This is a genomic window from Actinomyces sp. Marseille-QA0893 (genome assembly GCF_976954355.1).
On sequence record NZ_CDRJSY010000005.1, the window covers coordinates 52,688 to 78,186 of the forward strand.

Consider the following 25,499-nt stretch of genomic DNA (forward strand, 5'->3'; position numbering starts at 1 on the left):
TGCAGTAAATGGGTGAAACCCTAAGGAGAAGCATGCATAGGTCCAGCAAGTGGATCGCTCAAGCATTGGGCGCACAGCTCCACGGCACTGATGTTGAAGTGACCGCGACAGTTGAAACGGATTCTCGAGAAATTACTCCGGGTTCTCTTTTCGTTGCACGCCGCGGTGAGACTAGCGATGGGCACCAGTATCTTGAAGCGGCGGCTTCGCGTGGTGCAGTGGCAGCAATCGTTGAACATGTCTGTGATTCGCCGCTTCCCCAAATCGTTGTTTCAGACTCAACCTTCGCCTTGGGAGAGCTTGCTCGCGCCTATCTCAGCGAGTTGCGCCAGTCCCAGCCGCTGGATGTGATCGCAGTGACGGGTTCGGCTGGTAAAACCACGACAAAGGATCTTCTCGCTGCAATCATGAGCGAGGATGCACCAACGGTTGCTCCGCAATTGTCTTTCAATAACGAGGTCGGTCTTCCCCTGACAGTTTTGCGTGCCGATGAATCGACGCGTCACCTGGTCCTCGAGATGGGAGCGTCGGGGCCCGGTCACATTGATTACCTCACGCGTATCGCGCCCCCTGACGCAGCCATTGAACTCATGGTGGGTCACGCGCACTTGGGTGGCTTCGGCTCTGTTGAGGGCGTTCGCGATGCAAAGGCAGAATTGATTCGAGGCCTCGTTCCTTCGGGGGTGAGCATTCTCAATCGCGATGACCCGCATGTGATGGAGATGGCTCCACTGGCTCCGGGACGTATCATCACCTTCTCTGCCGCCGGAAATGCGGAGGCTGAGGTCTGGGCTGAAGACCGTCATCTTGATGAGCAGGGGAGGGCTGTCTTTAATCTTCATCTCGACGGCTTGACTTTCCCAATGCATCTTGGTTTGGTCGGTATCCATCACGTCTCAAATGCCTGCGCGGCAATCGCAGGCGCGTGGGTTTTGGGTATCGCGCCGGAAAAGGCTTGCGCGGCTGTTAATGGCCAAGCAGCGTCGAGTCCTCATCGCATGAGCATTCACGAACTCGAGCTTGACGGTCGCCACATCACTCTCATCGACGATTCCTACAACGCGAACTTGGATTCCTTCCGAGCAGGATGCCGTGCTGCTGCGGATCTTGCAGCAAGGCGCCCCCTGGTCATTGTCGCCGGTGGAATTCTTGAACTTGGCGAGGCCTCGGAAGAAACGCATCGCGAAGTTGCGCGGTTCTTTGAAGGTGCGGGTGCGCGCTGCGTGCTTGCTCTCGGCGATGAATCTCAGTTCTACTTCAGTGAGCGAGGCGAGGACGACACACATCGTCGCTTCCGGAATGTTGACGAGGTAATCGACGCTCTGCGCGGCATACTGGAAGATAATGCCGTCGTGTTCATTAAGGGATCCAACGGCTCCGGTGCATGGAAAGTTGCCGATCGCCTAGTGGAGGAGGGCACTTTATGATTGGGCTCATTATTGCCTTTGCAGTTGCTTTAGTCCTTTCGATTTCCCTCACCCCGGTCCTGATCCATTACCTGATCCGGCACCAATACGGGCAGTTTATTCGCCAAGACGGGCCGACCGCGCACATGACAAAGCGCGGGACACCCACAATGGGTGGCCTGGTTATTATCCTGGCGACGGTCATTGCCTGGCTGGCTGGAAACCTGATTAATGGCCATTCGCCTTCTTGGTCAGGCTGGCTTCTTGTTTTCCTCTTTGTTGGTATCGGATTCATCGGCCTTCTTGATGACGCCCTCAAGATCATGCACCAGCGCTCTCTGGGGCTGCATGCATGGGCAAAGATCGTTGGTCAGGTTGCTATTGCCTCACTCTTCACGTGGGGAATCGTGGTCAGGCCGAATGTCCATGGTCGTACTCCTGGAATCTTCGATATCTCAATGACGCGCCCCCTGGGATTGACCTTCACGCAATGGGGAATTCTCGCTGCCGTGGTTCTCATTGTCATCTGGGTGAATTTCATCGTCGCCGCATGGTCGAACGCAGTGAACCTGACAGACGGCTTGGACGGCCTTGCTGCTGGTGCGGGTATCTTTGTTTTCGTCTCCTACACCTTCATCTCTTATTTCCAGCTGCTCCAATCTTGTTGGGGCGATACGGTCAATATTTCCGCTTGCTACACCACACGTGATCCTCTTTCCCTCGCAATTTTCTGCACATCTTTGGTTGGTGCTCTTGCCGGGTTCCTGTGGTGGAATGCATCTCCTGCTCAAATCTTCATGGGAGATACCGGCTCGCAAGCAATTGGTGCGGCGCTCGCCGGAGTGTCGATTCTGACCGACACAGAGTTCCTTGCCGTACTGATCGGCGGTCTCTACGTTCTGACAACGCTCTCAGACGTTATCCAGATCAGCGTCTTCAAGATGACCCACAAACGAGTCTTCCGTATGGCTCCTTTGCATCATCACTTTGAGCTCAAGGGCTGGAAAGAAATCACGATCGTTATTCGTTTCTGGCTCATTGCCGCGCTCTTCGCGGTGATGGGTGCCGGTTTGTTCTATGCAGAATGGGTGTCTCGACTGTGAATTGGCAGGGCCGTTTCGCAATCCTTGGGTGGGGAGTATCAGGAAAGGCATCTGCTCGCGCGCTGCTTGCGCGTGGCGCGCAGCTGCGTGCGTTTGATGGGCGTAGCCCTGATACCTCCTCTCATGGTGAAGCGCTAACTCCCGCTCAGCCAGACGAGCTGACTGGCGTTGAGGTCGTCTACAAGGCGGATGCTCAGGCCCTCTCATGCGAGGCAATTGCATGGAACCCTGATTGCATCGTTGTTTCTCCTGGAATTCCCGCACACCACCCAATTTTTTCTGCCTCTCAAGATGCAGGAATCCCTGTCATCGGCGAAGTTGAACTTGCGTGGCGTCTACAAGAAGATTCTTCTCATGCGGGACGGCCATGGCTGTGCGTGACGGGGACGAATGGCAAGACCACGACCGTTGGCATGCTGGGTTCTATTTTGCGTGCCTCCGGAGCTCGAGTTGCTGAAGTTGGCAACATTGGTTTACCGATTTGCGAGGCCGTTGATACCGATGCGGAGGTTTTCGCCGTCGAGCTTTCCTCCTTCCAGTTGCACACGGTTTCTACGGTTTCTCCTTTGGCTTCGGTGTGCCTCAATGTTGACGCTGATCACCTTGATTGGCACGGTAGCGCGGAAGCCTATGCAGCGGACAAAGCAAAGGTCTACCACGCGACGCAAGTAGCTTGCTTCTATCCCTCTTCTGATATCGAGATCGAGCACATGGTCGCCGAGGCAGACGTCATTGAAGGTGCTCGCGCTATCGGTCTGACCCTTGGGATTCCGTCGATTTCTCAAGTGGGATGGGTTGAAGATGCGCTGGTGGAACGAGCTTTCGTGGAAAGGCGCCATATGCAGGCGCAATTCCTCGCCGAAGTCGATGACCTGCGCATCGCGTACCACGATGGGGTAACAGATGCCGCGCGCATGGATGCCACTGCCGCCGCTGGCCTCGCTCGCGCTTATGGCGTGAGCCCGGAGGCAGTTGCTCAGGGGCTTCGTGACTTCCATCCTGCTGATCACCGACGTGCGGTGATCTCTCACGCCGCGGACGTCACCTGGATTGATGATTCCAAGGCAACAAATGCTCATGCCGCTGCGGCTTCTCTGCGTGGAATTACTCCCGGAACAGCTATCTGGATTGCCGGGGGAGATACAAAGGGCCAAGAATTTGGCGACCTTGTCGCAAAAATTGCTCCTCAACTGCGCGGAGTCGTTGTCATTGGGGAAGACCGCAGTGCGATCCTTCGTGCGCTCGCGCAATATGCGCCGACAGTTCCCTTCGTTGAAGTTGATGGACACGAAGACTGGATGTTCTCCGTTGTGAATGAGGCCGTTGCCCTCTCGCGCCCCGGAGATACTGTCGTGCTTGCACCGGCCTGTGCGTCGTGGGATCAATTCCGTTCTTACGCCCAGCGCGGGGAGGTTTTCCGCGAGGCAGTCGCGCGCCTTGAAGCTAATTGGGCTGAGCAATGACCTCTCTTCTTGAGCGTCTCCACATTCCTCGCTTCGAATTTGCACGGCGAAATGAGGAAGATAAGGTCTACTCGCCTGTAGCGACCTACTATCTCATTGCTCTACCTGCACTGATTTTGACGCTATTCGGCTTGGTCATGGGCTTTTCTGCATCAGCAGTTACGACGATCTCCCAAGGTGGTAGCCCATACAGTACCTTCGCTCGTCAGCTCGCAATTACCGGAATCTCATTCTTAGTCGCAGCGATCATCATTCAACGTATTCCCTCATCGCTGTGGTACCGAGCGGCACCTCTGGTTTTCCTGATCGCACTCGGTTTTCAAGGCCTTGTCTTGACTCCTTTGGCTGCTTCTCAAGGCGGCAATACCAACTGGGTGTCTCTCCCAGGGCTGGGAACATTCCAGCCATCTGAGTTCCTCAAGCTTGCTCTGATCATCGCCCTTGGAAGGGTACTGACTCGAGAAGGCGCAAGGCGCCAAGACTGGAAGCAAATGGCGGTCACGGTGGGCGGCACTGCATTTCTCGCTCTTGTTGACGTCATGCTGGGCAAGGACATGGGAACCGCAATGGTCATGGCAGCGGGAGCTGCCGGAGCAGTGTGGGTTGCAGGATTGCCCAAGCGGTGGTTCCTCACCATCGCAGCAGCTGTGATTCCTTTGGGAGTATTCCTTGTCTTCCAAAACCCAACGCGTTTGAAGCGTATTGCTGCGGTCATGCCGTGGAATCGTCCCGCACGGAACCTGTCTGCTCCCGAACAGATTGACCACGCGCTGTGGGCATTGGGATCGGGCGGCCTAACCGGTCTTGGACCGGGGGCATCGCGCGAGAAATGGAATTACCTCCAGGCCGCGCACACAGACTTTATCTTGGCGATTATCGGCGAAGAGTTTGGCCTTTTGGGGTCCCTCACCGTTATTACGTGCCTGTGCCTGATGATTTGGGGAATGCTTCGGCTCATTCGCACCACGAACTCATTCTTCGCCGCCATCATCACCGGTGGCGTTGCGACGTGGATTGGGATCCAGGCCTTCATTAATATCGCTTCTGTGACAGGGATGGGGCCCGTTATTGGTGTTCCTCTTCCCCTTGTTTCATATGGCGGATCCTCATATCTCTTTACGGTCTCTGCGATTGCCGTCGTTGCTGCCTGCGCACGCGAGAATGCAGGAATGACAATGGGCCTGAAATTCTCGAGTTTGCGTGACCCCCGCGTCTCGTCGCGGCGTCGTCATCCCGGAAAGAAACGTCAACGCTCGACGGAAGGAACACGATGAGTGAGAAGATCGTTCTTGCTGGCGGTGGAACAGCGGGGCATGTGAACCCCCTGCTCGCAACGGCCCTTGAACTGCGTTCACGCGGGTACGAGGTTGTCGCGCTTGGAACGAAACAGGGCTTGGAAACGACCCTTGTTCCGGCAGCGGGCATCGAACTTGTGACAATTGAACGCGTCCCTCTTCCCCGGAAGCCTTCCCTGCAGTTCTTCTCATTGCCGCGTCGCATGAAGCAAGCCATTGCTCAGTGTCGCTCGGTCCTCCAGGGGGCACAGGCACTTGTTGGTTTTGGCGGATATGTGTCCACGCCTGCTTATCTTGCCGCCCGTAAAATGGGCATTCCGATCATCATCCACGAGCAAAATGCGCGGCCGGGTCTGGCTAATCGCGTAGGAGCTCGCTGGGCCTCGGCTTTGGGCCTGACTTTCCCCTCGACACCGCTGATTGCCAAGCAGGGAATTACGGAAGTGACGGGCTTGCCGCTTCGCCCTGCCATCCAGGAGCTGGCCGCTACTCGCTCCAGTGAGGAAGGACGCCTCGCTGCACGCGAGCAGGCGGCCTCGAGGTTGGGAATTGATCCGAAGTTGGAGACCCTCCTTATCACCGGAGGATCTCTTGGCGCGCTCAATGTTAACCGTGCGATGATTGCCGCGGCCGCGCAGCTTCCGCTAAACGTACAAGTGCTTCACTTGACTGGGAAGGGCAAGGATCAGGAAGTTTCTCAGGCGGTGTCTGCAGCTGGCGTTGCACAACGCTGGCACGTGATTGATTACCTCTCAACAATGGAGGACGCGCTAGCTGTCGCTGACCTTGTTGTCTGCCGTTCAGGAGCAGGCACTGTCGCCGAGATGACCGCTCTGGGATTGCCGTGCGTATATGTTCCGCTTCCTATCGGTAATGGAGAGCAGAAGCTTAATGCCGCTGACCACGTTGCTCACGGTGGTGCTCTTCTCGTTGCGGACTCGGATCTGAATTCCCACTACGTTTGTGAGAAGATCTTCCCCCTGCTCGGAAGCGCAGAATTGCAGCAGATGGCGCAGGCATCGCGAGCTCTGGCTCAACCCGATGGTGCGCTTAAACTTGCCGACCTGATCGAATCGACTCTTCATGGGAAGAAGGCTGAAAAGTGACTACCTCACATCGCTTCCACCTGATCGGTATCGGCGGCGCTGGAATGTCAGTGGTCGCAGAGCTTTTGAAAGATCGAGGCCTTGAGGTCTCGGGATCCGATCAAAAGGATTCACCGGTCTTGGACCACCTACGCAGCGTGGGTGTGAAGGTTTTCGTCGGCCACGATGCTTCGCATGTTCCCGCAGATAGCGTTGTTGTCGTTTCGACCGCTGTCCGAGAGACAAATCCAGAACTTGCTTATGCCCGCAAAGAAGGGCTGAGAGTTATCCATCGATCTCAAGCTCTTGCTCTGGCCGCTAGCGGCATGCGTTTCGTTGCGGTTGCAGGCGCTCATGGAAAAACGACGACCTCGGGAATGCTCTCAATGGCCCTGCGTCAGGCGGGCGCTGATCCTTCGATTGCGGTTGGGTCTGTCATCCCTGAACTTGGTTCGGGAGCTCACTTGGGCAGTGGAGATATTTTCGTTGCCGAGGCCGATGAATCCGACGGCTCTTTCCTGAACTACACGCCGTGGATCGAAATCGTTACCAATGTCGAGCCCGATCACTTGGACCGCTATGGAAGTCGCGAGGCCTTTGAACAAGTTTTCGTTGACTTCGTTGGGTGTCTTCGTGACGGCGGAACACTTGTGTGCTGCGGTGAGGACGCGGGGAGCGCTCGCCTTGCTCGTTACGCGAAAGGACGCGGTATTGATACCGTGACCTACGGGCGTGAAGGACAGGAAAGCCCTGAACTTGGTGCGCCCTGCGATGTCGTCATCAAAGACGCGACAACCGATGGACACGTCGCATCGGCTCAAGTTTTGTGGAACGCAGAAACGGTCGAGATTAACCTGCGCGTCCCGGGCCTGCACAACATTGTGAATGCTGTGGCCGCGTGGATTGCTGGTGTTCGTTTGGGTATCGAGGGGCATCTCATGGCTTCCTCGCTCACTGCTTTCAGCGGGACTTCTCGTCGTTTTGAATTCAAGGGGGAAAGCGACGGACGTCGGCTTTATGATGACTATGCGCATCATCCCACTGAGGTCGCAGCAGCCATTACCCAAGCCCGCAGTGCAGCTGGGAATGGGGAAGTAAGCGTTGTCTTCCAGCCTCACTTGTATTCGCGGACCCAGTCTTTCGCGGGGCGTTTTGCTGATGCGCTTTCGCATGCTGATCACGTCTATGTTTGTGATATCTACGGAGCACGTGAAGACCCTGTTCCGGGCGTTGACTCGACTCTCATCACTTCGCACCTACCGAAGGCACGCTACGTCCCTGACATGCATGAGGCCGCTCGTCTGGCTGCTCGCGAGGTCAGCGAAGGTGGGATTCTCCTGACCATGGGTGCCGGATCGATTACCCAATGCGATCAGGATGTACTCGATGAGTGGGAACACGACGGCGCTGGGAGCGCTCAGTGAAACAACCCCCTCGTCCTCGTCGCAGCCGCGCCTTTCCTCCTCAAGAACCGGCGAGCGCCCCGGAATCCGCCCCCGAAGACGATCGCCGAGGCGCAGCTGAGGTGGTCGAGGCCCCGCAGGCCTCGTTGGGGGATGACTCGCGCACCGCTTCGGCCTCGATGCGGGGTGAGGAAAGCGGAAGTGAGCGTGAGGCTCATTTTTCAATGGGTGCACGTGCTTCGCGGATTCGTCGGGGGAGCGAAGCGCGTGATGAGCGCGCGGCGAGGCGTGAACGCAATCGTGAGTTGCGTCGTTCGCGACGCGAAGCAGCAGCTCGTCCAACCAGTGGCGACCTTCTTCGCCGTCCTATCGGTCAGTCGGATGCTGCGACAGTTTTAGGCTCGAGTGATGAGAGCGCGACTGCAGACTTGAGCGAGCGCCGAAAAGAACGTCAGTTAGCGCAGCGTCGATTAGTGCTCACTCGGATCGCGACGGTATCTGCTGCATGCGTAGTGGTTGCTGCGCTCGTGTGGGGGATCTTTTTTTCTCCGCTTTTCGCGCTGGACACGTCCAAGGTTTCGATTGAGGGCTTGGGTGAAGATGGTGCAACAACCTCTGAGGTGCAAGCTGCGATTGAGCCTTTTGCTTCTACTCCGCTCCCACGCCTATCGACCTCAAAAGTGAGTGCTGCTATTGGCCAGGTGCGTTTGGTTCGTGAGGCTCAAGTTGAGCGCACGTGGCCACGAGGCCTAAAGATCACGGTGCGTCCGCGTCAGGCGGTTCTTGCAGTAAAAGAGGGGAACGCTTGGTCCTTGGTTGACGATCAAGGTGTGAGCTTGTCGACCTCTCCTTCCATGCCCGAAGGAATGGCACCGACCACGCTGCCTGATGGAGACGAGCGCTCACGCGCTGCCGGTGAGGTTGCTGCAATTTGGGCGGCAATGGGAGACGAATTGCGTTCTCAAATCACGATGATCACTCATGACGGTCAGACCGTATCGATGACATTGTCGAACTCGCGGACTTTAAATTGGGGAGTCGCTAGCGAGAATGATCTGAAAGCAAAAGTGGCTCAGGTTTTGGTTTCGCAGCGTCAGGCGCGCACCTACGACGTGTCTTCTCCCGTGCATCCTGTCACTTCTTAAGTTCGAGAAGCGACACGCCCACAAATGACCTTGAAGAAGAGGTGTCCTACCCCTACCGTCTTTCCGTCTAAAAGCAGGTCAAACATCAACCTTCCACTTGAGGTTTAAGGTTGGTGCGCAGAAAGAGGGCAGGGTTATGGTCGCACCGCAGAATCATCTGGCGGTTATTAAGGTCGTCGGAGTCGGTGGTGGCGGTGTGAACGCCGTCAATCGAATGATTGAAGTGGGCTTGAAGGGCGTTGAATTTATCGCCGTGAACACGGACGCGCAGGCGCTGCTCATGTCCGATGCAGAAACCAAGCTTGATATCGGTCGCGATCTCACGCACGGCCTCGGCGCTGGCGCAGATCCTGCGGTCGGTCGCCAGGCTGCCGAAGACCACATTGACGAAATCACCGAAGCCCTCGAGGGTGCAGACATGGTCTTCGTGACCGCGGGTGAAGGCGGCGGTACCGGTACCGGCGCTGCCCCCGTCGTTGCAAAGATTGCGCGCACCGCGGGTGCACTGACCGTCGGTGTTGTCACTCGTCCCTTCTCCTTCGAAGGAAATCGCCGTGCCTCTCAGGCGGATGCAGGTGTGGAAAAGCTGCGCGAAGAAGTCGACACCCTCATCGTGATCCCCAACGATCGCCTCCTGCAGATTTCTGACGCGAATATTTCGGTTCTTGAAGCTTTCCGCGCTGCTGACCAAGTCCTCCTTTCAGGTGTCCAGGGCATCACCGAACTGATCACGACTCCTGGTCTGATCAACGTTGACTTCAACGATGTGAAGTCCGTGATGAAGGATGCCGGTTCTGCCCTCATGGGGATCGGCTCTGCAACCGGTGAAGATCGCGCTCTGCGCGCGGTTGAGTCCGCAATTTCTTCGCCCCTTCTCGAGGCCTCGATCGATGGCGCGCACGGCGTCCTCATGTTCTTCCAGGGCGGTTCCGACCTTGGTCTGCAGGAGATCTACCAGTCCTCGCTCCTTGTTCGCGAGGCCGCACACCCCGAGGCGAACATCATCTTCGGCTCGGTTATCGACGATTCGCTGGGCGACGAGATCCGCGTGACAGTTATCGCTGCAGGCTTTGATGAGGTTGCGACGCAGGCAGGCCCGATCAGTGAACCCGTCATCGCGCCTCGCCCCGTCCAGGCTCGCCCCGAAAAGAGCGAACAGCAGCCGGCACCGCAGCGCCGCCTCGGTGAGGTTGCTTCGACTCATACCGCTGCACACCGCGCAGATCCGGAACTGCCGACTCGTACCAACCAGATTCCGATCGCGCGTCCTACCGAAGAAGACGGATCGAAGGAAGTTCCTTCTTCCCTCGAAGTTCCTCGCGTCTTCGAAGAGGAACAGCATTCGGATGTCTTGGACATTCCGGACTTCCTGCGCTGATGAAGCATACTGACCTGCCCGGTGCCCGCGTCTTCTTCACTGAAGTTGGCGCGGGCACCGACCCATACCGGGACAACTATGGCGCGCATGTTCCCGATGACCCTCGGCTTGTTGAAGAACGGCGTTTCGGACTTTTTACTCAGATCGGGTCACCAATCGTTTGGATGAACCAGACTCACTCGGCCACTGTTGAGATTCTTGATCCTGCGAAGATCTCTTGTTATGACTCTGGGCGCATGGGGGAGTGGGGTCCCATCGAGTCTGACGGAATCGTCGTCGATTCTCGTCAATGGGAAACCCCGCCAGCCCTTGCGGTAATGACAGCAGATTGCATGCCGGTATTGTTGAGTTCACGCCAGGGAGTCATCGGTGCGGTTCACGCTGGTCGGGTCGGCTTCCTTCACGGAATCTTGTCGCACGCCCTTGATGCTTTTCGTTGCTGCGGCGTGCAAAATGAAGAAATCTCTATGCTCATTGGACCGTGTATCTGCGGTAAGTGCTATGAAGTTTCGCCGCAGATGAGAGAAGAGAGCGCCGCCAGCTGCTCCGCCATTGCCTCGCAAACGTCATGGGGTACCGAGGCTTTAGATTTGCCGGGTGCTGCCTTGCAGTGGGCCCGCGAACGTGGAGTTAACGCGTCTTGGGTGGGCGAGTGTACGCTCGAGAACCCGGCCTACCATTCCTACCGTCGTTCCCCCGAATGCGGGCGTTTTGCGTCGGTAATTGCGACATGCCGACACTCTTAAGCTGAAGCGATGCTCTGGGGCATTACCTTGTGCACAGGTCCCATTATTTCAAGGAGAGCATGATGTCAGGCTTCGGAGCGAAAGCACGCCAATTCATGGGTTGGTACACCCCGGAAGAGGTCGATGAGAGCACTTTGGACTTCCTTCCCGAAGAGTTTGAGGAGACAGAGGTGGCTCACATTACGCCCACTCCCGCATCGAATGTCACTCCGATCCACCGCGAGGAGCGTCGTAGCTCTCAGCAGGCCGATCTTTCTCGCATCGTGACGGTTCGCCCGCTGAACTACAATGATGCTCCCGCAATCGCTGAGCCCTACCGTGACGGTATTCCGGTGATTATGAACCTCTCGGAGGTTTCCGATAAGGATGCGCAGCGCTTCATTGATTTCGCTGTCGGTCTGACCTACGGACTCCAGGGTGTTTTTGAGCGCGTGACCGATCGTGTCTTCCTCCTGTCGCCCCACAGCGTTGAAGTTACTGGCGACGTCACCGGCTCCAATCGTTCGGCTACCGCGCTCTTCGGACGCTGACAATGCTGTTCCTGTGGTTGGGAGGAGCGATTGCTCTTCTTGCCGGTCTTTATATGCTCGTGCTGATCACGCGCATGATTTTTGACTGGATTCGCCTCCTTTCGCCGTTATGGCGGCCACGGGGAATCATTCTGCTGATCGCGAATGTGAGCTACTTTCTCACAGACCCTCCGATAAAGTTTCTGCGCAAGATCATTCCGCCTGTTCGTTTGGGAGGAAACCTCTCTATCGACACAGCCTTCATGATCGTCTTCTTAGTGACGATCCTGTGTGAAAACCTTGGTGTTTTTATTCGGGGCTTCGGTGTTTGATCTGTGCAGCTGACGCGCGCTCTCGATCCCGTCGCGCTTGCGTGTCACCCGAGTAATAAGTGAAATATGGGGAAATTGGTGTTATTGTGACGCTAGTTCCGCTATTATTCCAGTGTGTAGTTCGGGTCATCCTCATCGGTGATCCGGTGGTGTAAGTGCACTTGCGCCACGTAACAAGTACCGAGAGGTAAACAAATGGCTCTGCTCACAACCGAAGATGTTTTGAACAAAACCTTCAACATCGTTAAGTTCCGTGAAGGATACGACCAGGTCGAGGTCGACGATTTCCTTGATGAAGTTGTCTCCACGATCTACACCCTCCAGGCTGAGAATCAGAACCTGCGCGAAGAGCTTGAAGCAGCTGAACGTCGCGTAGCCGAGCTGTCGAACGGCCAAGCCACCACCTTCACGGCACCCGAAGAACCCGAACCCGTCGTCGAAGAGGCACCTGCCCCCGCAGCTTCTGTCACCGAGACTGTCGTTGCCGCTCCTGTCGCCCCCGCGACCCCGGAGAGTGCAGAATCTGCAACCTCGATGCTCGCTTTGGCTCAGCGTGTCCACGACGAATACGTGCGCGATGGTCGCGAAGAGTCCGACCGAATCATTGCTGACGCCAACGCAAAGCGTGATGAGATCATCGCCGATGCCCAGAACCAGCACCAGAACATCCTCTCCCAGCTGGATCAGGAGCGCTCGCTGCTCGAAGGAAAGATCAACGAGCTTCGTTCCTTCGAAGCCGAATACCGTGCGAACCTGCGTGACCACCTCGAGGGCCTGCTCAAGGAAGTAAACGCCGGTACGCAGAACTGATTGTCTTTTCGACATCCGTTATCTTCCCTATGACGGTGGCGCCTGAGCGGCGTCACCGTCATAATCTTTATGTGAAGAAAAATAACCGCGCAATGCTCATTTGGGCCTACCTCATTGCAATCCTTGCAATCGCACTCGATCAAGCCTCGAAGTTTTGGGCGTTGAAGAATTTAGGAGACGGCACTGTTCGTCCGCTTCTTGGATCTTTTCTCCGCCTTGAACTAACCGCCAATCCGGGCGCTGCGTTTTCACTGGGATCTCATACAACGATCATCTTCACATGCATTGCCTGCGTCGTTGTTACTGCAATCATTATGTATCTTCCCCGCGTTCGTTCGCGCTTCCTTGCCTTTGGCTGCGCTCTTCTCTTGGGCGGGGCAGCGGGCAACCTCATCGATCGATTTATCCAAAACCCAGGCTGGGGTAACGGACACGTTGTTGATTTCATTGGTTACGGGAACTGGTTCATCGGGAACGTCGCCGATATCTGGATTGTCTGCGCTGTCATCCTTCTCTTTATCGGTAGCTTTATCGGCCCCAAACGTAGCGCTCACTGATCATGCCTGAAACTCGCCTCATGCCTGTTCCTGACGCTCTCGTGGGAGAGCGTATTGACGCAGCTCTTTCGCGAATTCTTGGACTCTCGCGCTCGCGCTGCACTGATCTCATCCTTGAGGGCCACATTCGAGTCAATGGGAATCCAGCTTCAAAGTCACTCAAACTTGGCGATAGTGACCTCCTCGAAATCACCATCCCAGATCCGGAAGTTCCTGTCACTCCCGTTGTTGGTATGGATATTCTCTATGACGACGATGACATCGTCGTTGTGAATAAACCCGTCGGGGTTGCTGCTCACTCTGGTCCCGGCTGGACGGGCCCGACAGTTGTTGGCAATCTTGCAGCAGCGGGATATCGCATCACGACACACGGTCCTGTTGAACGTCAGGGAATCGTTCACCGACTCGATGTGGGAACCTCAGGTGCGATGATGGTTGCTAAATCGGAACTCGCCTACTCGGTCATGAAGCGCGCATTCAAAGAGCGCACAGTCCGAAAGATTTACCACGCGGTCGTTGCCGGGCATCCCGATCCGGCCTCGGGAACGATCGACGCTCCCATTGGTCGCCATCCTTCACGTGAGTGGCGGATGGCCGTGATCGACGGGGGAAAACACGCAGTCACGCACTATGACACCCTCGAGTTGATGGCGGGGGCGGCCCTGTTGGAAGTCCACTTGGAAACCGGACGTACCCATCAGATTCGCGTTCACATGGCGGCTGTCGGGCATCCTTGCGTCGGAGATGTTTTTTACGGGGCGGATCCGACGAAGGCGGAGGAACTGGGCTTGGAACGTCAATGGCTTCATGCCGTTGAACTTGGCTTCACCCATCCGCGCACTCAACTTCCTGTAACTGTTCGCGCGCCTTACCCGGATGACCTTCAAAGAGCTCTTGATACTTTGCGTGAAGCCTAAGGCTTGAACTCTCGATTCAATCAGTACGGCCTGAAGAGAAACACTAGACTGGAAACATGGCACCTGTGGACTCGTTCGTGCACCTGCACAATCACTCGGAATACTCGATGCTCGATGGAGCTGCGCGAATCAAACCGATGGTGGCAGAAGCCGTACGTTTGGGGCAGCCCGCAATTGGTCTGACCGACCACGGATACCTCTTTGGTGCCTATGAGTTCTACGACGCAGCAACGAAAGCCGGCATTAAGCCCATCATCGGACTCGAAGCCTATGTGACCCCCGGGACCTCTCGTTTCGATCGCCAAAAAGTCACTTGGGGTGAGCCTTGGCAGCGCTCGGACGACGTATCGGCCTCGGGGTCCTACAATCACCTCACGTTGATCGCCTACTCAACCGAGGGAATGCACAATCTTTTCCGCTTGGGGTCCTACGCCTCGGTAGACGGACAATTCGGTAAGTGGCCGCGCGCAGATAAAGAACTCCTCGAGCGCTTCCACAAAGGACTGATTGTCTTCACCGGCTGCCCCTCCGGAGCTGTGCAGACCCGCATGCGTTTGGGGCAATGGGACGAGGCCGTGGCGGAGGCCGCGGAACTACGCGATATTTTCGGGCCCGAGAACTTCTACGTCGAAGTGATGGATCACGGGATTGAGTTTGAACGCCGTACCCAAAAGCAGCTTCTTGAACTAGCCAAACTCATGGATGCTCCGCTGGTAGCGACCAACGATGCGCACTATGTGAAGAAAGAAGACCGCGGGATCCAAGACGCGCTCTTGTGTATTAACTCGGGGTCGCGGATTTCTGACCCTGATCGCTTCAAATTCGACGGCGATGGCTACTACATTCGTCCCTCCGAAGAAATGCGCTCGATCTGGAAAGAGCTGCCCCAAGCCTGTGATTCGACGCTTGAGATTGCCGAAAGATGCGAGGTTCACTTCCACACCACTGCGGAAGGCGCCTCGTATATGCCCGACTTTCCGGTGCCCGAAGGGGAAGACAAGACCTCATGGTTCATCAAGGAAGTTGAAAAGGGACTTCAGGAACGATTCCCGAAGGGCATTCCAGACGCTGTGCGTAAGCAAGCTGAATACGAGGAAGACGTCATCATCAAGATGGGGTTCCCCGGTTACTTCCTGACGGTTGCGGACTACATCAACTGGGCAAAGAGCCAAGGAATCCGCGTGGGGCCGGGCCGTGGTTCCGGTGCAGGATCCATGGTCGCCTACGCGATGAAGATTACGGAGCTTAACCCCCTCAACCACGGGCTGATCTTTGAACGCTTCTTGAACCCCGAACGTATTTCGATGCCCGACTTCGACGTTGACTTTGACGAACGTCGTCGCGATGAAGTCATCGAGTACGTCAAGCAAAAGTACGGCGAAGACCGTATTTCTCAGGTCGTTACCTACGGTCGAATCAAGACGAAACAGGCTTTGAAGGACTCCGCGCGTATTTTGGGGCGCGACTTCAAAGTGGGGGAGCAGCTGACGAAGGCCCTGCCGCCATCGGTCATGGGCAAGGACATTTCTGTTGCGGGTATCTTCGACGAGAATGACAAACGCTATGCCGAGGCGGCGGAGTTCCGAAAGTATTACGAAGAGAACCCGGACATTCACGAGGTCGTCCAATATGCCCTGGGCCTTGAAGGACTGACGCGTCAGTGGGGTGTGCACGCCTGCGCTGTCATTATGTCTTCGCATACGCTCACGGACATCATCCCGATCATGAAGCGCCCGCAAGACGGCGCAATCATTACGCAGTTTGACTATCCGACCTGTGAAGGGCTCGGCCTGCTCAAGATGGACTTCTTGGGCCTGAGAAACCTCACCGTCATCTCAGATGCTTTGGAGAACATCAAGCTCAATGGGAAAGAAGATCCAGATCTAGACCATGTGGCGCTGGATGACCCGGCAACCTACGAGCTGCTGGGGCGCGGAGACACTCTGGGTGTCTTCCAGCTTGATGGCGGTGGCATGCGCGATCTTCTCAAGCTCATGAAGCCCGACAACTTCGAAGACATCTCGGCTGTCGGTGCGCTGTATCGCCCGGGGCCCATGGGCGCAAATTCCCACACGAATTACGCGCTGCGTAAGAACGGGCGTCAAGAGATCACTCCTATTCACCCCGAGCTCGCGGAGCCACTTGAAGACATTCTTGGAACGACTTTCGGTCTGATCGTCTACCAGGAACAGGTCATGCAGATTGCCCAGAAGCTGGCAGGCTACTCCCTGGGCCAGGCAGATATTCTGCGTAAGGCCATGGGTAAGAAGAAGAAGGAAGTTCTGGACCAACAGTTCAAGGGCTTCCGCCAGGGAATGATCGATAACGGGTACTCCGAGGAATCGATTCAAGCTCTGTGGGACGTCGTTGTTCCCTTCTCTGCCTACGCTTTTAACAAGGCACACTCTGCGGCTTACGGTTTGGTGTCCTACTGGACTGCTTACCTGAAAGCGAATTACCCGACCGAATACATGGCAGCCCTGCTGACCTCAACGAAGGACAACAAGGACCGTCGCGCGCTCTATCTGGCGGAATGCCGTCACATGGGCATCACGGTGCTTCCTCCGGATGTCAATCATTCGATGGGAACCTTTGCTCCTGATGGGCAGGATATTCGTTTCGGTTTGAACGCTATCCAAAACGTTGGAGCCAACGTCGTTGATGCCATCGTGGAGACCCGAAAGGAAAAGGGCAAGTTCACCAACTTCCAAGACTTCCTCGACAAGGTTCCCCAGGTTGTGTGCAATAAGCGCACCATTCAGTCCTTGATTCGCGCGGGAGCTTTCGACTCACTTGGCTACACCCGCCGTTCGCTTCTCGCCCGCTGCGACGAGGCCGTGGATGCAGTGATCGACCTCAAGCGCAACGAGGCAATCGGGCAGTTTGATCTTTTCGGCGGCATGGGGATGGGAGATGAGCCGGGTTCTTCACTGGCCATCGAAATCCCGAATCTGCCTGAATTTGACCGCCGCCAAAAGCTCGCCGAAGAACGCGAGATGCTGGGTCTGTACGTCTCGGATCACCCTCTGCGCGGCCTCGAAGGCGCGCTGGAGAGACACCAAGACGTCGAAATTGCGCAGATCGTTGGCGGGGAAGAATCCATGGTCGACCGAACGGTGAAGATCGCGGGATTGGTTTCCGCGGTCCAAACAAAGGTCACGAAGCAGGGCAATCCTTGGGCAATTGCAACGATTGAAGACCTGAGCGGTTCAGTGGAAGTACTCTTCTTCCCCCGTGCCTATGAGACTGTCCAGACTTTCCTTGCTCCCGACTTGGTTGTTCAGATTGAGGGGCGCGTCAATACGCGTGACGAACAGGTATCGATCTACGGGCAGTCCATGAATATTCTGGAATTGCGCGAGGATGGTAATGTTCCCCTTGACCTGGAACTGGCAGCATCGCGCTGCACACCTGAGCTTTTGCGTGAACTCAAGGAAGTCCTAGAGACTTTCCCCGGGTCGTCACCCGTTCGGCTGCATCTGCGTGAACCCGGACGTGTCACCATCGTTGAGCTGGACTCTTCACTTCGAGTGACGCAATCGGGTCCCTTCTTTAGCCACGTGAAGGCGGTTGTCGGTGCGGATGGTGTTCTGACCTCGCACTGATCGCACGAAACCCGGTAGAAAACGCCGCAAACGGGGGAGCGCGGCATCTTTGCGTGGTGGCCGGAGGCCTCGTCGCTTAATCGACGACGCTCACGCGCGCCGCGTAGGTCCCCGTGGCGGTGTGAAGCTCGACGAGTTCTCCATCCTCGAGGGCGTGTCCGCGCCTAGTCTCTACCTCGCCATTGACGCACACATCGCCACTTTGGATGAGTTCGCGTGCCTCGGCCCCATCTTCAACAAGGCCAGAAAGTTTCAGGAACTGTCCAAGGCGGATAGCCCCGCGAACCTCGATTGTGGGGACCGATGACATATAGACTCCTACGTTTCCAAAGTCTTCTCTTTGCTTCGTATTATCACACGCGCCGCGCACGCGATACGATAGGCCAAGTAATCAACACGAAGTGGGAGGGCCCTGTGTCTGAAGACCAGAATCGGGATCTCGATGCACAATTTCGCGATCTAGTCGCAGGCATGGAAACCGATTTGGACGCGGGCGGTGTGCCGGAAGATGCGGCGGCCAGCCAGAACCCAGCCACTGATGATCTTGATACTCCCGTTGATGAGGCTCTTCACCTTGAGGGGGGAAAGCTCTCCGTCGCATTGATCCTCGCGCCGATTCCTTCCGCTGAGGCCTTGCATTCCCTTCTTGCCCTTTCCGGAATCCACGAGGCCGTGGTCCGTCTGAAACCGTGGACGGGGGTTTGGCTTCGCGTGCAGACCCAGACGACGCAAGAAGACGAACTGGACGTGCTGCTCACCGGGCGTCGAGCAATGCCCGCCGAGGTCGACAAGGTCGCTTCTGTAATCTCTCGACTTTCAAAATACGGAGCTGTGGCGATCATGTCATGGCTCGTCGAGGGTGATGGAATCGAACCGGGAGTTTCGGGGCAAATTACCGCTCAACGCTACGTCAATGGCCATAGTGAAGACGATATTCCAGCGGGGCTTTTGCTTGGAGCAATGCCTCAGGCAACCGAGGATTTACTTCTTGGGCGTACGGTTCCCGCAGACTATCCCGATTCGATTCAAGCTGATGGTAAAGGCGGCAAACGAGGCCGTTTCATGTGGTTCAGGAAGCGTTGATGGTGGATATCGGAGAGGCGCAGAAGAACCGTTTGGCTCAGCGCTTAGCGATGGCTTCTCACAACCGTGAGGATTCTGGTCAGCTTTTGGAAGCAACCGCGCGGGCTCTTCAAAGTGGTGAAGACGGTAGCGCGTCTCAGCTTGAGGTACTGGTTCATGCCTTCGAAAACGAGCGCGTAATTGTCCCGATCCGCGTTGAAGAAGATCCTCGGGTGACAGGGATTCACGCGGGGGAGGCCGGACATGATCCCGTCGGATTTCTTCGCGTTGAAACGGTGGCAGGGCCAGCGATTGCTGCCTTTACCTCCGCGCAGTCACTGGGCGCGTATGACCCGAATGCTCGTCCCATGGCGCTGAGCTTTCGCCGCCTCGCATTGGCTGCATTAGTTGAGAGCGCAGGCAAGGTTATCGTGGATCCTAGCAGCCGCGATATTCTCATCCCTCGCAGTGCAACGAGCGCGCTTGCTCAGGGAGATCATTGGCTCCCAGCATGGAAAGATCAGGAACTACGGGACCTTCTTTTCCGGCAGGCACAGGATGAATGCTCATCGATTATTGATCTGAGCGTCGAGTATGCGGGAATGGGCGTATGCAGGGTCAGCCTCGTCATTGATCCGCAAGCAGTGGAAGAAGCGGATCGTGCGCAGTTGCGCGAAAGAGTCTTGCATGCGATTGACGTTCTGAATTCGAATAAGCGTCTGAGAGCCGTTGCTGATGATATTCAGTGGGTTCCGCGCTGGGGGACAGTAGCCGGATAGGGGCATCACAGGGCGAGCATGTGAGAGATTCCATCGCTGCGGCTTGTGAAGGGCCTTCGCGTTGAATGGAATCTTTTGCTAAGATTGTTTCGACCAATCGGGGATTTCGCCCCGATCGTGCAAGCGGAGTTTCTCCCACCTTGATTCCCGCCCGGGTGACCGGGTTGCCCACGTAGAGCCAGGGGATCGGGTTAAACGGTAGCATCCGGACGGATGTTGTTGCCGGGATAAGCCTTCGTGCGCACAGTGGCACGGAGGCATTTTTCGTGTCACGGATACGACTGTGGAAGGAGCCACTCATTAGCGAGCCTCGCATCAATGAGCGGATTCGAGTTCCCGAGGTACGTCTCGTGGGACCCGGAGGAGAACAGGTTGGTGTTGTCCGCGTGGAAGACGCACTGCGTCTTGCCGAAGAAGCGGGCCTCGACCTGGTCGAGGTTGCACCCGACGCTAAGCCGCCGGTTGCAAAACTCATGGACTACGGAAAGTACAAGTACGAAGCGGCCCAGAAGGCCCGTGATGCTCGCCGTAACCAGGCGAACACCCAGCTGAAGGAAATCCGTTTCCGACTGAAGATTGATGACCATGATTTCTCGGTGAAGAAGGGACACGTTGAGCGTTTCCTTTCTGCAGGCGACAAGGTCAAGGTCATGATCATGTTCCGCGGTCGTGAGCAGTCACGACCCGAAGCGGGCGTCCGACTCTTGCAGCGTCTGGCTGAAGAAGTGGGAGAACTCGCCACCGTCGAATCTATGCCTCGTCAAGATGGCCGCAACATGACCATGGTTCTTGCGCCTACGAAGCGCAAGTCCGATGCGGTGAACGAGCAGCGTAAGCGTCGTGAAGCCGAGCGTGAAGAACGCCGCGGTAAGCGCGCCGAACGCGCCAGTAAGGACCAAGCTCGTGCGGCCTCGCAAGAGGCTGATGCACAGAAGTAGTGAAGGCAGGGGCTCAGCCCCCGTCCGGAAGAAGAAGGATCAAAATAATGCCGAAGAATAAGACGCATTCCGGTGCAAAGAAGCGTTTCCGCTTGACCGGAAAGGGCAAGATCATGCGCGAGCAGGCAGGCGCACGCCACCTCCTCGAGCACAAGTCCTCCCGCAAGACCCGTCGTCTGGCCACCGATCAGGTTCTGGCCACCGCCGATGTCAAGCGCGTCCGTTCCATGCTGGGCAAGTGACCCGCACCTTCGACAAGGAGATTTAGAAAATGGCACGTGTTAAGCGTTCTGTTAACGCCAAGAAGAAGCGTCGCACCGTACTTGACCAGGCATCCGGCTACCGTGGCCAGCGTTCGCGCATGTACCGCAAGGCCAAGGAACAAGTCACGCACTCATTCGTGTACTCGTACCGTGACCGCAAGGCCAAGAAGGGCGATTTCCGTCGCCTGTGGATCCAGCGCATCAACGCTGCTTCCCGCGCACAGGGCATGACCTACAACCGTTTCATCCAGGGCCTGAACCTGGCAGGCGTTGAGGTCGATCGTCGCATGCTGGCCGAACTGGCCGTCAACGACATTGCTACCTTCAATGCTCTCGTTGAGGTCGCCAAGAAGGCTCTGCCGGCAGACGTGAACGCCCCCAAGGCCTGAGCTTTCGGTGAATAACTTTTCTGAACGCCCGTCCATCCTCGATAATCCTCATGCTGAACGCGTGAAGAAAGTCGCGGCTCTGGCCGGGCGTTCGGCGCGTTTCAAGCACGGGAAAATTCTGGTTGAGGGCCCGCAGGCAGTTCGTGAACTAATCCGGCATCGTTCCTCCTTCGTCGAGGACGTTTATTACACTTCGGCAGCGGCACAAACGCATCCCGATGTTATTGACGACGCCGAGAGACTCTGCCGCTGGGTTCATGAAGTCAGTGACGAGGTCTCTGAAGCGTTGAGCCGCGACAGCCAGGGAATTTGCGCAGTTGCACGTGCAGAGGCAATTGAGACCTCCCTGCCCGAAATCCAAAGTGGGGATACCCTCGTCGTCATTGCTCAGGGGAGAGACCCGGGTAATGTTGGCACCATCATACGTACCGCGGATGCGATGGGGGCTCGGGCAATTGTCAGCGTCAAGGGAAGTGTTGATTCTTCCAGTCCCAAGGTCATTCGCTCCTCTGCTGGCTCGGTTTTCCATCTTCCCATCGTCCCCGCTGCGTCTTTTGGCGAGGCCTGCCAGACTTTGCGCGGCATGAATGCTGGAATCCTCGGGACTTCCGGTGCGCAAGGTGCCTACAGCCTGACCTCATTAATGTCGTATGCCGCCTGGGAAAGACGCGGCTGGCTTGCTCAAACCCACGCATGGGTCTTCGGAAACGAGGCACAGGGAATGAGCGATGATGAAATGGCCGCATGCGATGCTCTGGTGATGATTCCGATGAGCGGCCAGGCAGAGTCCCTCAACGTTGCAAGCGCCGCTGCGATGTGCCTCTTTGCGTCGCAGAGCGTTCGCCTAGGCTAGGTCTTCTGCTGGGACGAAGAATCATTCATAAAAGTGCCCGGTGTTTCTTTTGAAACACCGGGCACTTGGTATATGCGAGAGTGAAGGCTACTTGACCTTCTTGATGCGCATGATGAGCCATGCGGCGACCAAAACGACGATAATCGCAACGATGAAAACGACCGTGTAGGCCGAGGTCGGAGTTGTTGTCGTATGAGTGATGTTCTTGACGATGACGACAATTGCAGAGGTCATCAGTGAGCCGATGACCATCGACAGTGTGTTCGCCAGGTTCAAAATTCCTAGGTCCTTACCGGCCTCATCAGGGTTGGGGAGTACCGAAACGTTGAGTGCTTGATCAATTGCGTTGTAAACGCCGTAACCGAGCCCTGCGATGCCTGCGAAGAGGTACATGCCCATCTGGGTATGGAAGATCAAAGGCATTGCGGAACCGATGGCGAAGAGGACGCTTGCAAGCGCCACGGGGAGCTTACGACGGCCGATGTAGTCGGTAATCGGACCCGCGCCTAAAGCCGCGACCAGTGAGACTACCAGAGTAATCACTGCCATCGAGGCAATGAGCTCCGCCGCAAGTGTGGTTGCATTGGAATTACCTGCGAAGATGTAGTCCTTAGCGATGTAGAGCAGGTAGGTGTTGATCATCCAGTAGCCGCCCATCATCAAGGTGCGGCCAACAAGTGCGTAGTAGAAATCAGGAGCGTTCTTAGGTGGACGGAAAGATTCTAGGATGCGCTTCACCGAGAAGCTCTCATCGGATTCGCCTCGGTTGTCGCCTTCGCGGGGCCAGATAATGACGGTGACGATGCCGATAGCAGCAAAGACGGCTGCACCGAGGAGCCATCCGTGTGTCAGCCCGTTATCGACTTTCAGTAGGCGCGCGCCAACAAGGTTACCAATGGTCTGTCCAGCGGCGATGCCTGCACCGTAGAAGCCCGAGATCGTGCCTCGAACCTCGTCGGGGATGCGGTCAGACATTGTTGCCACAAAGGGAGCGAGCATGACGTTGTATCCCAGCTGGGCGGTGCACCACAGCAATAGGATCATCGGGAAGGAGTTCTGGTTCAGTGCAAGCAGGGCCATTGCACCACCAGCAATCAAACCGCCCAGAATGATCCACGGAGTGCGCTTACCGAAGCGAGAACGCGTCAGATCAGAGAAAGTACCGAAAATAACGTTCGCAAGAAGTGCGACTACGGAACCAACGGCGTTGATCGTACCCAGCATCGACTCTTTGCCGGCGGCGTTAATGTTCTCAAGAACGGCCGGTAAAATCACGGAGGTCAAGGCAACCCAGGGGATCGCGCAGGCAACCGCGCTGACGGTAAAACCAATGCTCAAGCGAATGAGCTTGATTCGCTTTGTCCTCGATTGAGGAGTGCTTGTAGCCATGATGAGTTCCTTCGGGGATGACTAGTTAGCGACGGGAGGATTGGCAAGAAGATCGTCGGTCGTGTGCTCGCCCTGACCATCAGTCCAGGACAGGGAAGCAATAGAACCGGTTTCAGACGGGGCGGCTGGATTGAAGGTGAGTCGCGCGCTCGTGCCGGCGCCTTCCCACGCCAGCGTCAGCACTTCGCCATCTCGCTGGTAGGAGAAGTCTCCGTCAAAGGCCGCAAGAGTGTTACGGAACGCGCACAAAGCGTTGAGCGCCTGAACAACTGGACGCTTGAGGTTTTCTTCAACCTCTTCAGCGGTGTAGTAGTGACGGTTGATGTCGCGCCCGACATTGGTGCGCTTGAGCAGTTCCATGTCATTGGCGCCGGCCATTGCACCAACGTAGTAGACCTGGGGGATTCCCGGGAGGAAGAACTGAACTGCACGAGTTGCCAGGTAGTGCTGGTCATTGCAGCCCAATGCCGAGTAGTAGGTCGAATTGACCTGGTAGAGATCCAGATTCGAGGCCGCAGCCCCCGTTGCTTCGCGAGATTCTCCTTGGGTGTTTGCGTGGATTGTTTCGACGAGGCGATCAACATCGGGATCGGGAACCAGTCCCTTGAGGGAGCGATCCAGCTGGTCTGAACCAATGTCGATGACGCCGATTCCATCGTGAGTATCCAAAACGGTCACGGCATTGTTGGGACGCACGTTGATCCAGTGCTCAAGAGCATCGACGCTGCCCGAGAAGATTGAGTGGAGCAAGAGCGGAGGAAGGGCGAAGTCATAGACGCGGTCGACCTTGCTGGCAATGTCGATTTGCTTCTTGTAGTAGGAGTGAACCTCAATGAGGGTTTCGAGGCCCCTCTTTGCGCCCTCTTCCTTGATACGTTCGATCAGTCTGAAGGTCTTAGGAATCATGAAGCAGGATGTACGCGCTTCCTTTGCCCCGTAGCCGACGGCGTCGAGGCGGATTGAGGAAACGTGGCTTGCCCCGAGCTGATCGAGGATTGACATCAGGTATCCCCAGCCCTGGTCAGAATCGGTATCGATGTCGACCTGTTGCGGAGTGAAAGTTGTCCAGACCAGTCGGGTCTTATTGCCCCATGTGTAATGGGTGAGGGGAAGACCTGGACGAGGGCGGTAGATGCCAGCGAGTTCTTCTTCGGTCACACCTTCGGGGAAGATGCTGGACAAGGTCAGGAACATCGGGGCGAAGGGGCTGTCTTCACCGTTCTTCATGACATCTTGGAACTGTTCTGATTCCCAGGAAACGTGATTGACGATGGTGTCAACCATGATTTCGTGGCTCTTTGACAGTTCTGCAACGTCATCCCAAGATCCAAGCCTTGGATCAACCTTGGTGTGATCGACGGGGTCAAATCCTGCATCGGCGCCATCAAAGGGAGTGAAGAAAGGAAGAATGTGAACGCCTTCGTACACCCCCGAGAAATGCCGACGCAGTGTTTCCGTCAGCGAGGAAATCGTGTTGCCGCCGAAACGATCGGCGTAGGTGATGAGCTGAACCTTATTTTGCATGGTTTTCCCTATTCTGGTGGTGTGCGATCAGCGCACAGGCCTCCTCAAAATGGTGTTCCCAAACACATAACATCTGTGAACGTTTTTAGAATAGCGGTTAGTTAACTAAATGCTTCATGGAGTCCACGATCTGCAGCAAGCAAATAAATGCATTTTTGCTGGAAAACTTCTGGGAAGAGTATCTCTTCATCTCTCAAACCGTTTTTGACCTGCACTTTCAGGGAATGGGGTTGCTCAGGTTGATTCTATGGTGGCTGGGACCAAAGGCAGGGTAGTGGAGAGAAGGTAAAGAAAAAGGCCGAACTCGCAAAGCGAGCTCGGCCGATCTCAGTCTGAATCAGGCAGCGCGAACGACTCGATCAGACTTCAGGCACTTGGTGCACACGTTCAGGCGCTTGGGCGTCCCATCGACCAGGGCGCGAACGCGCTGAATGTTCGGATTCCACCGGCGGTTGGTACGAACGTGCGAGTGCGACACGCTCTTGCCGAAGCCGGGTCCCTTACCGCACACGTCACAAACGGCAGCCACGATGTTCTCCTCGGTTTTT

At 56.3% G+C, this 25,499-nt stretch carries 25 protein-coding genes; 21 read left to right on the forward strand and 4 right to left on the reverse strand.

The features are described 5' to 3' along the window. The first annotated feature begins 32 nt into the window (after positions 1-32). From ACWNMW_RS06740 to dnaE, 15 genes are all read left to right on the forward strand, one after another. Complete coding sequence (locus ACWNMW_RS06740) at positions 33-1,427, forward strand: UDP-N-acetylmuramoyl-tripeptide--D-alanyl-D-alanine ligase (RefSeq protein ID WP_449490425.1); 1,395 nt, start codon at positions 33-35, stop codon at positions 1,425-1,427. After that, positions 1,424-2,509 carry a phospho-N-acetylmuramoyl-pentapeptide-transferase gene (gene mraY, locus ACWNMW_RS06745; protein WP_449490426.1) on the forward strand — a complete coding sequence of 362 codons (1,086 nt, stop codon included), beginning with the start codon at positions 1,424-1,426 and terminating at the stop codon, positions 2,507-2,509. The genes ACWNMW_RS06740 and mraY overlap by 4 nt, the downstream gene beginning before the upstream one ends. Continuing rightward, the gene (gene murD, locus ACWNMW_RS06750) at positions 2,491-3,972 is read left to right on the forward strand and encodes a UDP-N-acetylmuramoyl-L-alanine--D-glutamate ligase (protein WP_449490427.1); all 1,482 of its coding nucleotides are present in this window, start codon (positions 2,491-2,493) and stop codon (positions 3,970-3,972) included. Before mraY ends, murD begins: the two co-directional genes overlap by 19 nt. Continuing rightward, the gene (locus tag ACWNMW_RS06755; protein ID WP_034501616.1) at positions 3,969-5,246 is read left to right on the forward strand and encodes an FtsW/RodA/SpoVE family cell cycle protein; all 1,278 of its coding nucleotides are present in this window, start codon (positions 3,969-3,971) and stop codon (positions 5,244-5,246) included. Before murD ends, ACWNMW_RS06755 begins: the two co-directional genes overlap by 4 nt. Further along, positions 5,243-6,373: an undecaprenyldiphospho-muramoylpentapeptide beta-N-acetylglucosaminyltransferase gene (gene murG / locus ACWNMW_RS06760; protein ID WP_295894052.1), complete on the forward strand. Its 1,131-nt coding sequence runs from the start codon at positions 5,243-5,245 to the stop codon at positions 6,371-6,373. Before ACWNMW_RS06755 ends, murG begins: the two co-directional genes overlap by 4 nt. Beyond that, positions 6,370-7,776, forward strand: a complete 1,407-nt coding sequence (murC, locus tag ACWNMW_RS06765) for a UDP-N-acetylmuramate--L-alanine ligase (RefSeq protein WP_448750666.1) — start codon at positions 6,370-6,372, stop codon at positions 7,774-7,776. The genes murG and murC overlap by 4 nt, the downstream gene beginning before the upstream one ends. Next, entirely contained in the window at positions 7,773-8,900 is a 1,128-nt protein-coding gene (locus ACWNMW_RS06770) for a cell division protein FtsQ/DivIB (protein WP_449490428.1), read from the forward strand. The genes murC and ACWNMW_RS06770 overlap by 4 nt, the downstream gene beginning before the upstream one ends. Before the next feature lie 136 nt (positions 8,901-9,036). After that, entirely contained in the window at positions 9,037-10,278 is a 1,242-nt protein-coding gene (gene ftsZ / locus ACWNMW_RS06775; protein ID WP_449490429.1) for a cell division protein FtsZ, read from the forward strand. After that, positions 10,278-11,024, forward strand: coding sequence for a polyphenol oxidase family protein (locus ACWNMW_RS06780; RefSeq protein ID WP_449490430.1), 747 nt, complete (start codon positions 10,278-10,280; stop codon positions 11,022-11,024). Before ftsZ ends, ACWNMW_RS06780 begins: the two co-directional genes overlap by 1 nt. A 59-nt stretch (positions 11,025-11,083) precedes the next feature. Next, positions 11,084-11,554: a cell division protein SepF gene (locus tag ACWNMW_RS06785; RefSeq protein ID WP_034501610.1), complete on the forward strand. Its 471-nt coding sequence runs from the start codon at positions 11,084-11,086 to the stop codon at positions 11,552-11,554. A gap of 2 nt (positions 11,555-11,556) precedes the next feature. After that, positions 11,557-11,865, forward strand: a complete 309-nt coding sequence (locus ACWNMW_RS06790; protein ID WP_314212121.1) for a YggT family protein — start codon at positions 11,557-11,559, stop codon at positions 11,863-11,865. A gap of 195 nt (positions 11,866-12,060) precedes the next feature. Further along, positions 12,061-12,675, forward strand: a complete 615-nt coding sequence (locus ACWNMW_RS06795; protein ID WP_034501608.1) for a DivIVA domain-containing protein — start codon at positions 12,061-12,063, stop codon at positions 12,673-12,675. Positions 12,676-12,746: 71 nt separating this feature from the next. After that, complete coding sequence (lspA, locus tag ACWNMW_RS06800; RefSeq protein ID WP_234305250.1) at positions 12,747-13,232, forward strand: signal peptidase II; 486 nt, start codon at positions 12,747-12,749, stop codon at positions 13,230-13,232. Positions 13,233-13,234: 2 nt separating this feature from the next. Beyond that, positions 13,235-14,149 carry an RluA family pseudouridine synthase gene (locus ACWNMW_RS06805; RefSeq protein WP_034501606.1) on the forward strand — a complete coding sequence of 305 codons (915 nt, stop codon included), beginning with the start codon at positions 13,235-13,237 and terminating at the stop codon, positions 14,147-14,149. Positions 14,150-14,205: 56 nt separating this feature from the next. After that, on the forward strand, positions 14,206-17,754 hold the full coding sequence (dnaE, locus tag ACWNMW_RS06810) for a DNA polymerase III subunit alpha (RefSeq protein WP_449490431.1): 3,549 nt from the start codon (positions 14,206-14,208) through the stop codon (positions 17,752-17,754). Between the two features lie 76 nt (positions 17,755-17,830). On the opposite strand, the gene ACWNMW_RS06815 is transcribed toward dnaE, so the two are convergent. After that, positions 17,831-18,064, reverse strand: coding sequence for an RNA-binding S4 domain-containing protein (locus ACWNMW_RS06815; RefSeq protein WP_034501604.1), 234 nt, complete (start codon positions 18,062-18,064; stop codon positions 17,831-17,833). Positions 18,065-18,225: 161 nt separating this feature from the next. On the opposite strand from ACWNMW_RS06815, the gene ACWNMW_RS06820 reads away from it, so the two are divergent. The 6 genes from ACWNMW_RS06820 (at position 18,226) to ACWNMW_RS06845 (ending at position 22,038) form a co-directional block, all read left to right on the forward strand. After that, complete coding sequence (locus ACWNMW_RS06820) at positions 18,226-18,837, forward strand: hypothetical protein (protein WP_449490497.1); 612 nt, start codon at positions 18,226-18,228, stop codon at positions 18,835-18,837. After that, positions 18,837-19,595, forward strand: coding sequence for an SseB family protein (locus ACWNMW_RS06825; RefSeq protein WP_449490432.1), 759 nt, complete (start codon positions 18,837-18,839; stop codon positions 19,593-19,595). The genes ACWNMW_RS06820 and ACWNMW_RS06825 overlap by 1 nt, the downstream gene beginning before the upstream one ends. Positions 19,596-19,861: 266 nt before the next feature. Further along, the gene (gene infC, locus ACWNMW_RS06830; RefSeq protein ID WP_072456100.1) at positions 19,862-20,533 is read left to right on the forward strand and encodes a translation initiation factor IF-3; all 672 of its coding nucleotides are present in this window, start codon (positions 19,862-19,864) and stop codon (positions 20,531-20,533) included. Positions 20,534-20,580: 47 nt separating this feature from the next. Next, positions 20,581-20,775: a 50S ribosomal protein L35 gene (gene rpmI, locus ACWNMW_RS06835; RefSeq protein WP_034501600.1), complete on the forward strand. Its 195-nt coding sequence runs from the start codon at positions 20,581-20,583 to the stop codon at positions 20,773-20,775. A gap of 29 nt (positions 20,776-20,804) precedes the next feature. After that, complete coding sequence (rplT, locus tag ACWNMW_RS06840) at positions 20,805-21,185, forward strand: 50S ribosomal protein L20 (protein WP_034501599.1); 381 nt, start codon at positions 20,805-20,807, stop codon at positions 21,183-21,185. Positions 21,186-21,192: 7 nt separating this feature from the next. Next, complete coding sequence (locus ACWNMW_RS06845; protein ID WP_449490433.1) at positions 21,193-22,038, forward strand: TrmH family RNA methyltransferase; 846 nt, start codon at positions 21,193-21,195, stop codon at positions 22,036-22,038. An 87-nt stretch (positions 22,039-22,125) separates the two neighbouring features. On the opposite strand, the gene ACWNMW_RS06850 is transcribed toward ACWNMW_RS06845, so the two are convergent. From ACWNMW_RS06850 to rpmB, 3 genes are all read right to left on the reverse strand, one after another. Beyond that, positions 22,126-23,427, reverse strand: a complete 1,302-nt coding sequence (locus tag ACWNMW_RS06850; protein ID WP_449490434.1) for an MFS transporter — start codon at positions 23,425-23,427, stop codon at positions 22,126-22,128. A gap of 21 nt (positions 23,428-23,448) precedes the next feature. Further along, positions 23,449-24,951: a sucrose phosphorylase gene (gene gtfA, locus ACWNMW_RS06855; RefSeq protein ID WP_449490435.1), complete on the reverse strand. Its 1,503-nt coding sequence runs from the start codon at positions 24,949-24,951 to the stop codon at positions 23,449-23,451. A gap of 337 nt (positions 24,952-25,288) precedes the next feature. Beyond that, positions 25,289-25,480, reverse strand: coding sequence for a 50S ribosomal protein L28 (rpmB, locus tag ACWNMW_RS06860; protein WP_019127135.1), 192 nt, complete (start codon positions 25,478-25,480; stop codon positions 25,289-25,291). Positions 25,481-25,499 lie beyond the last annotated feature (19 nt).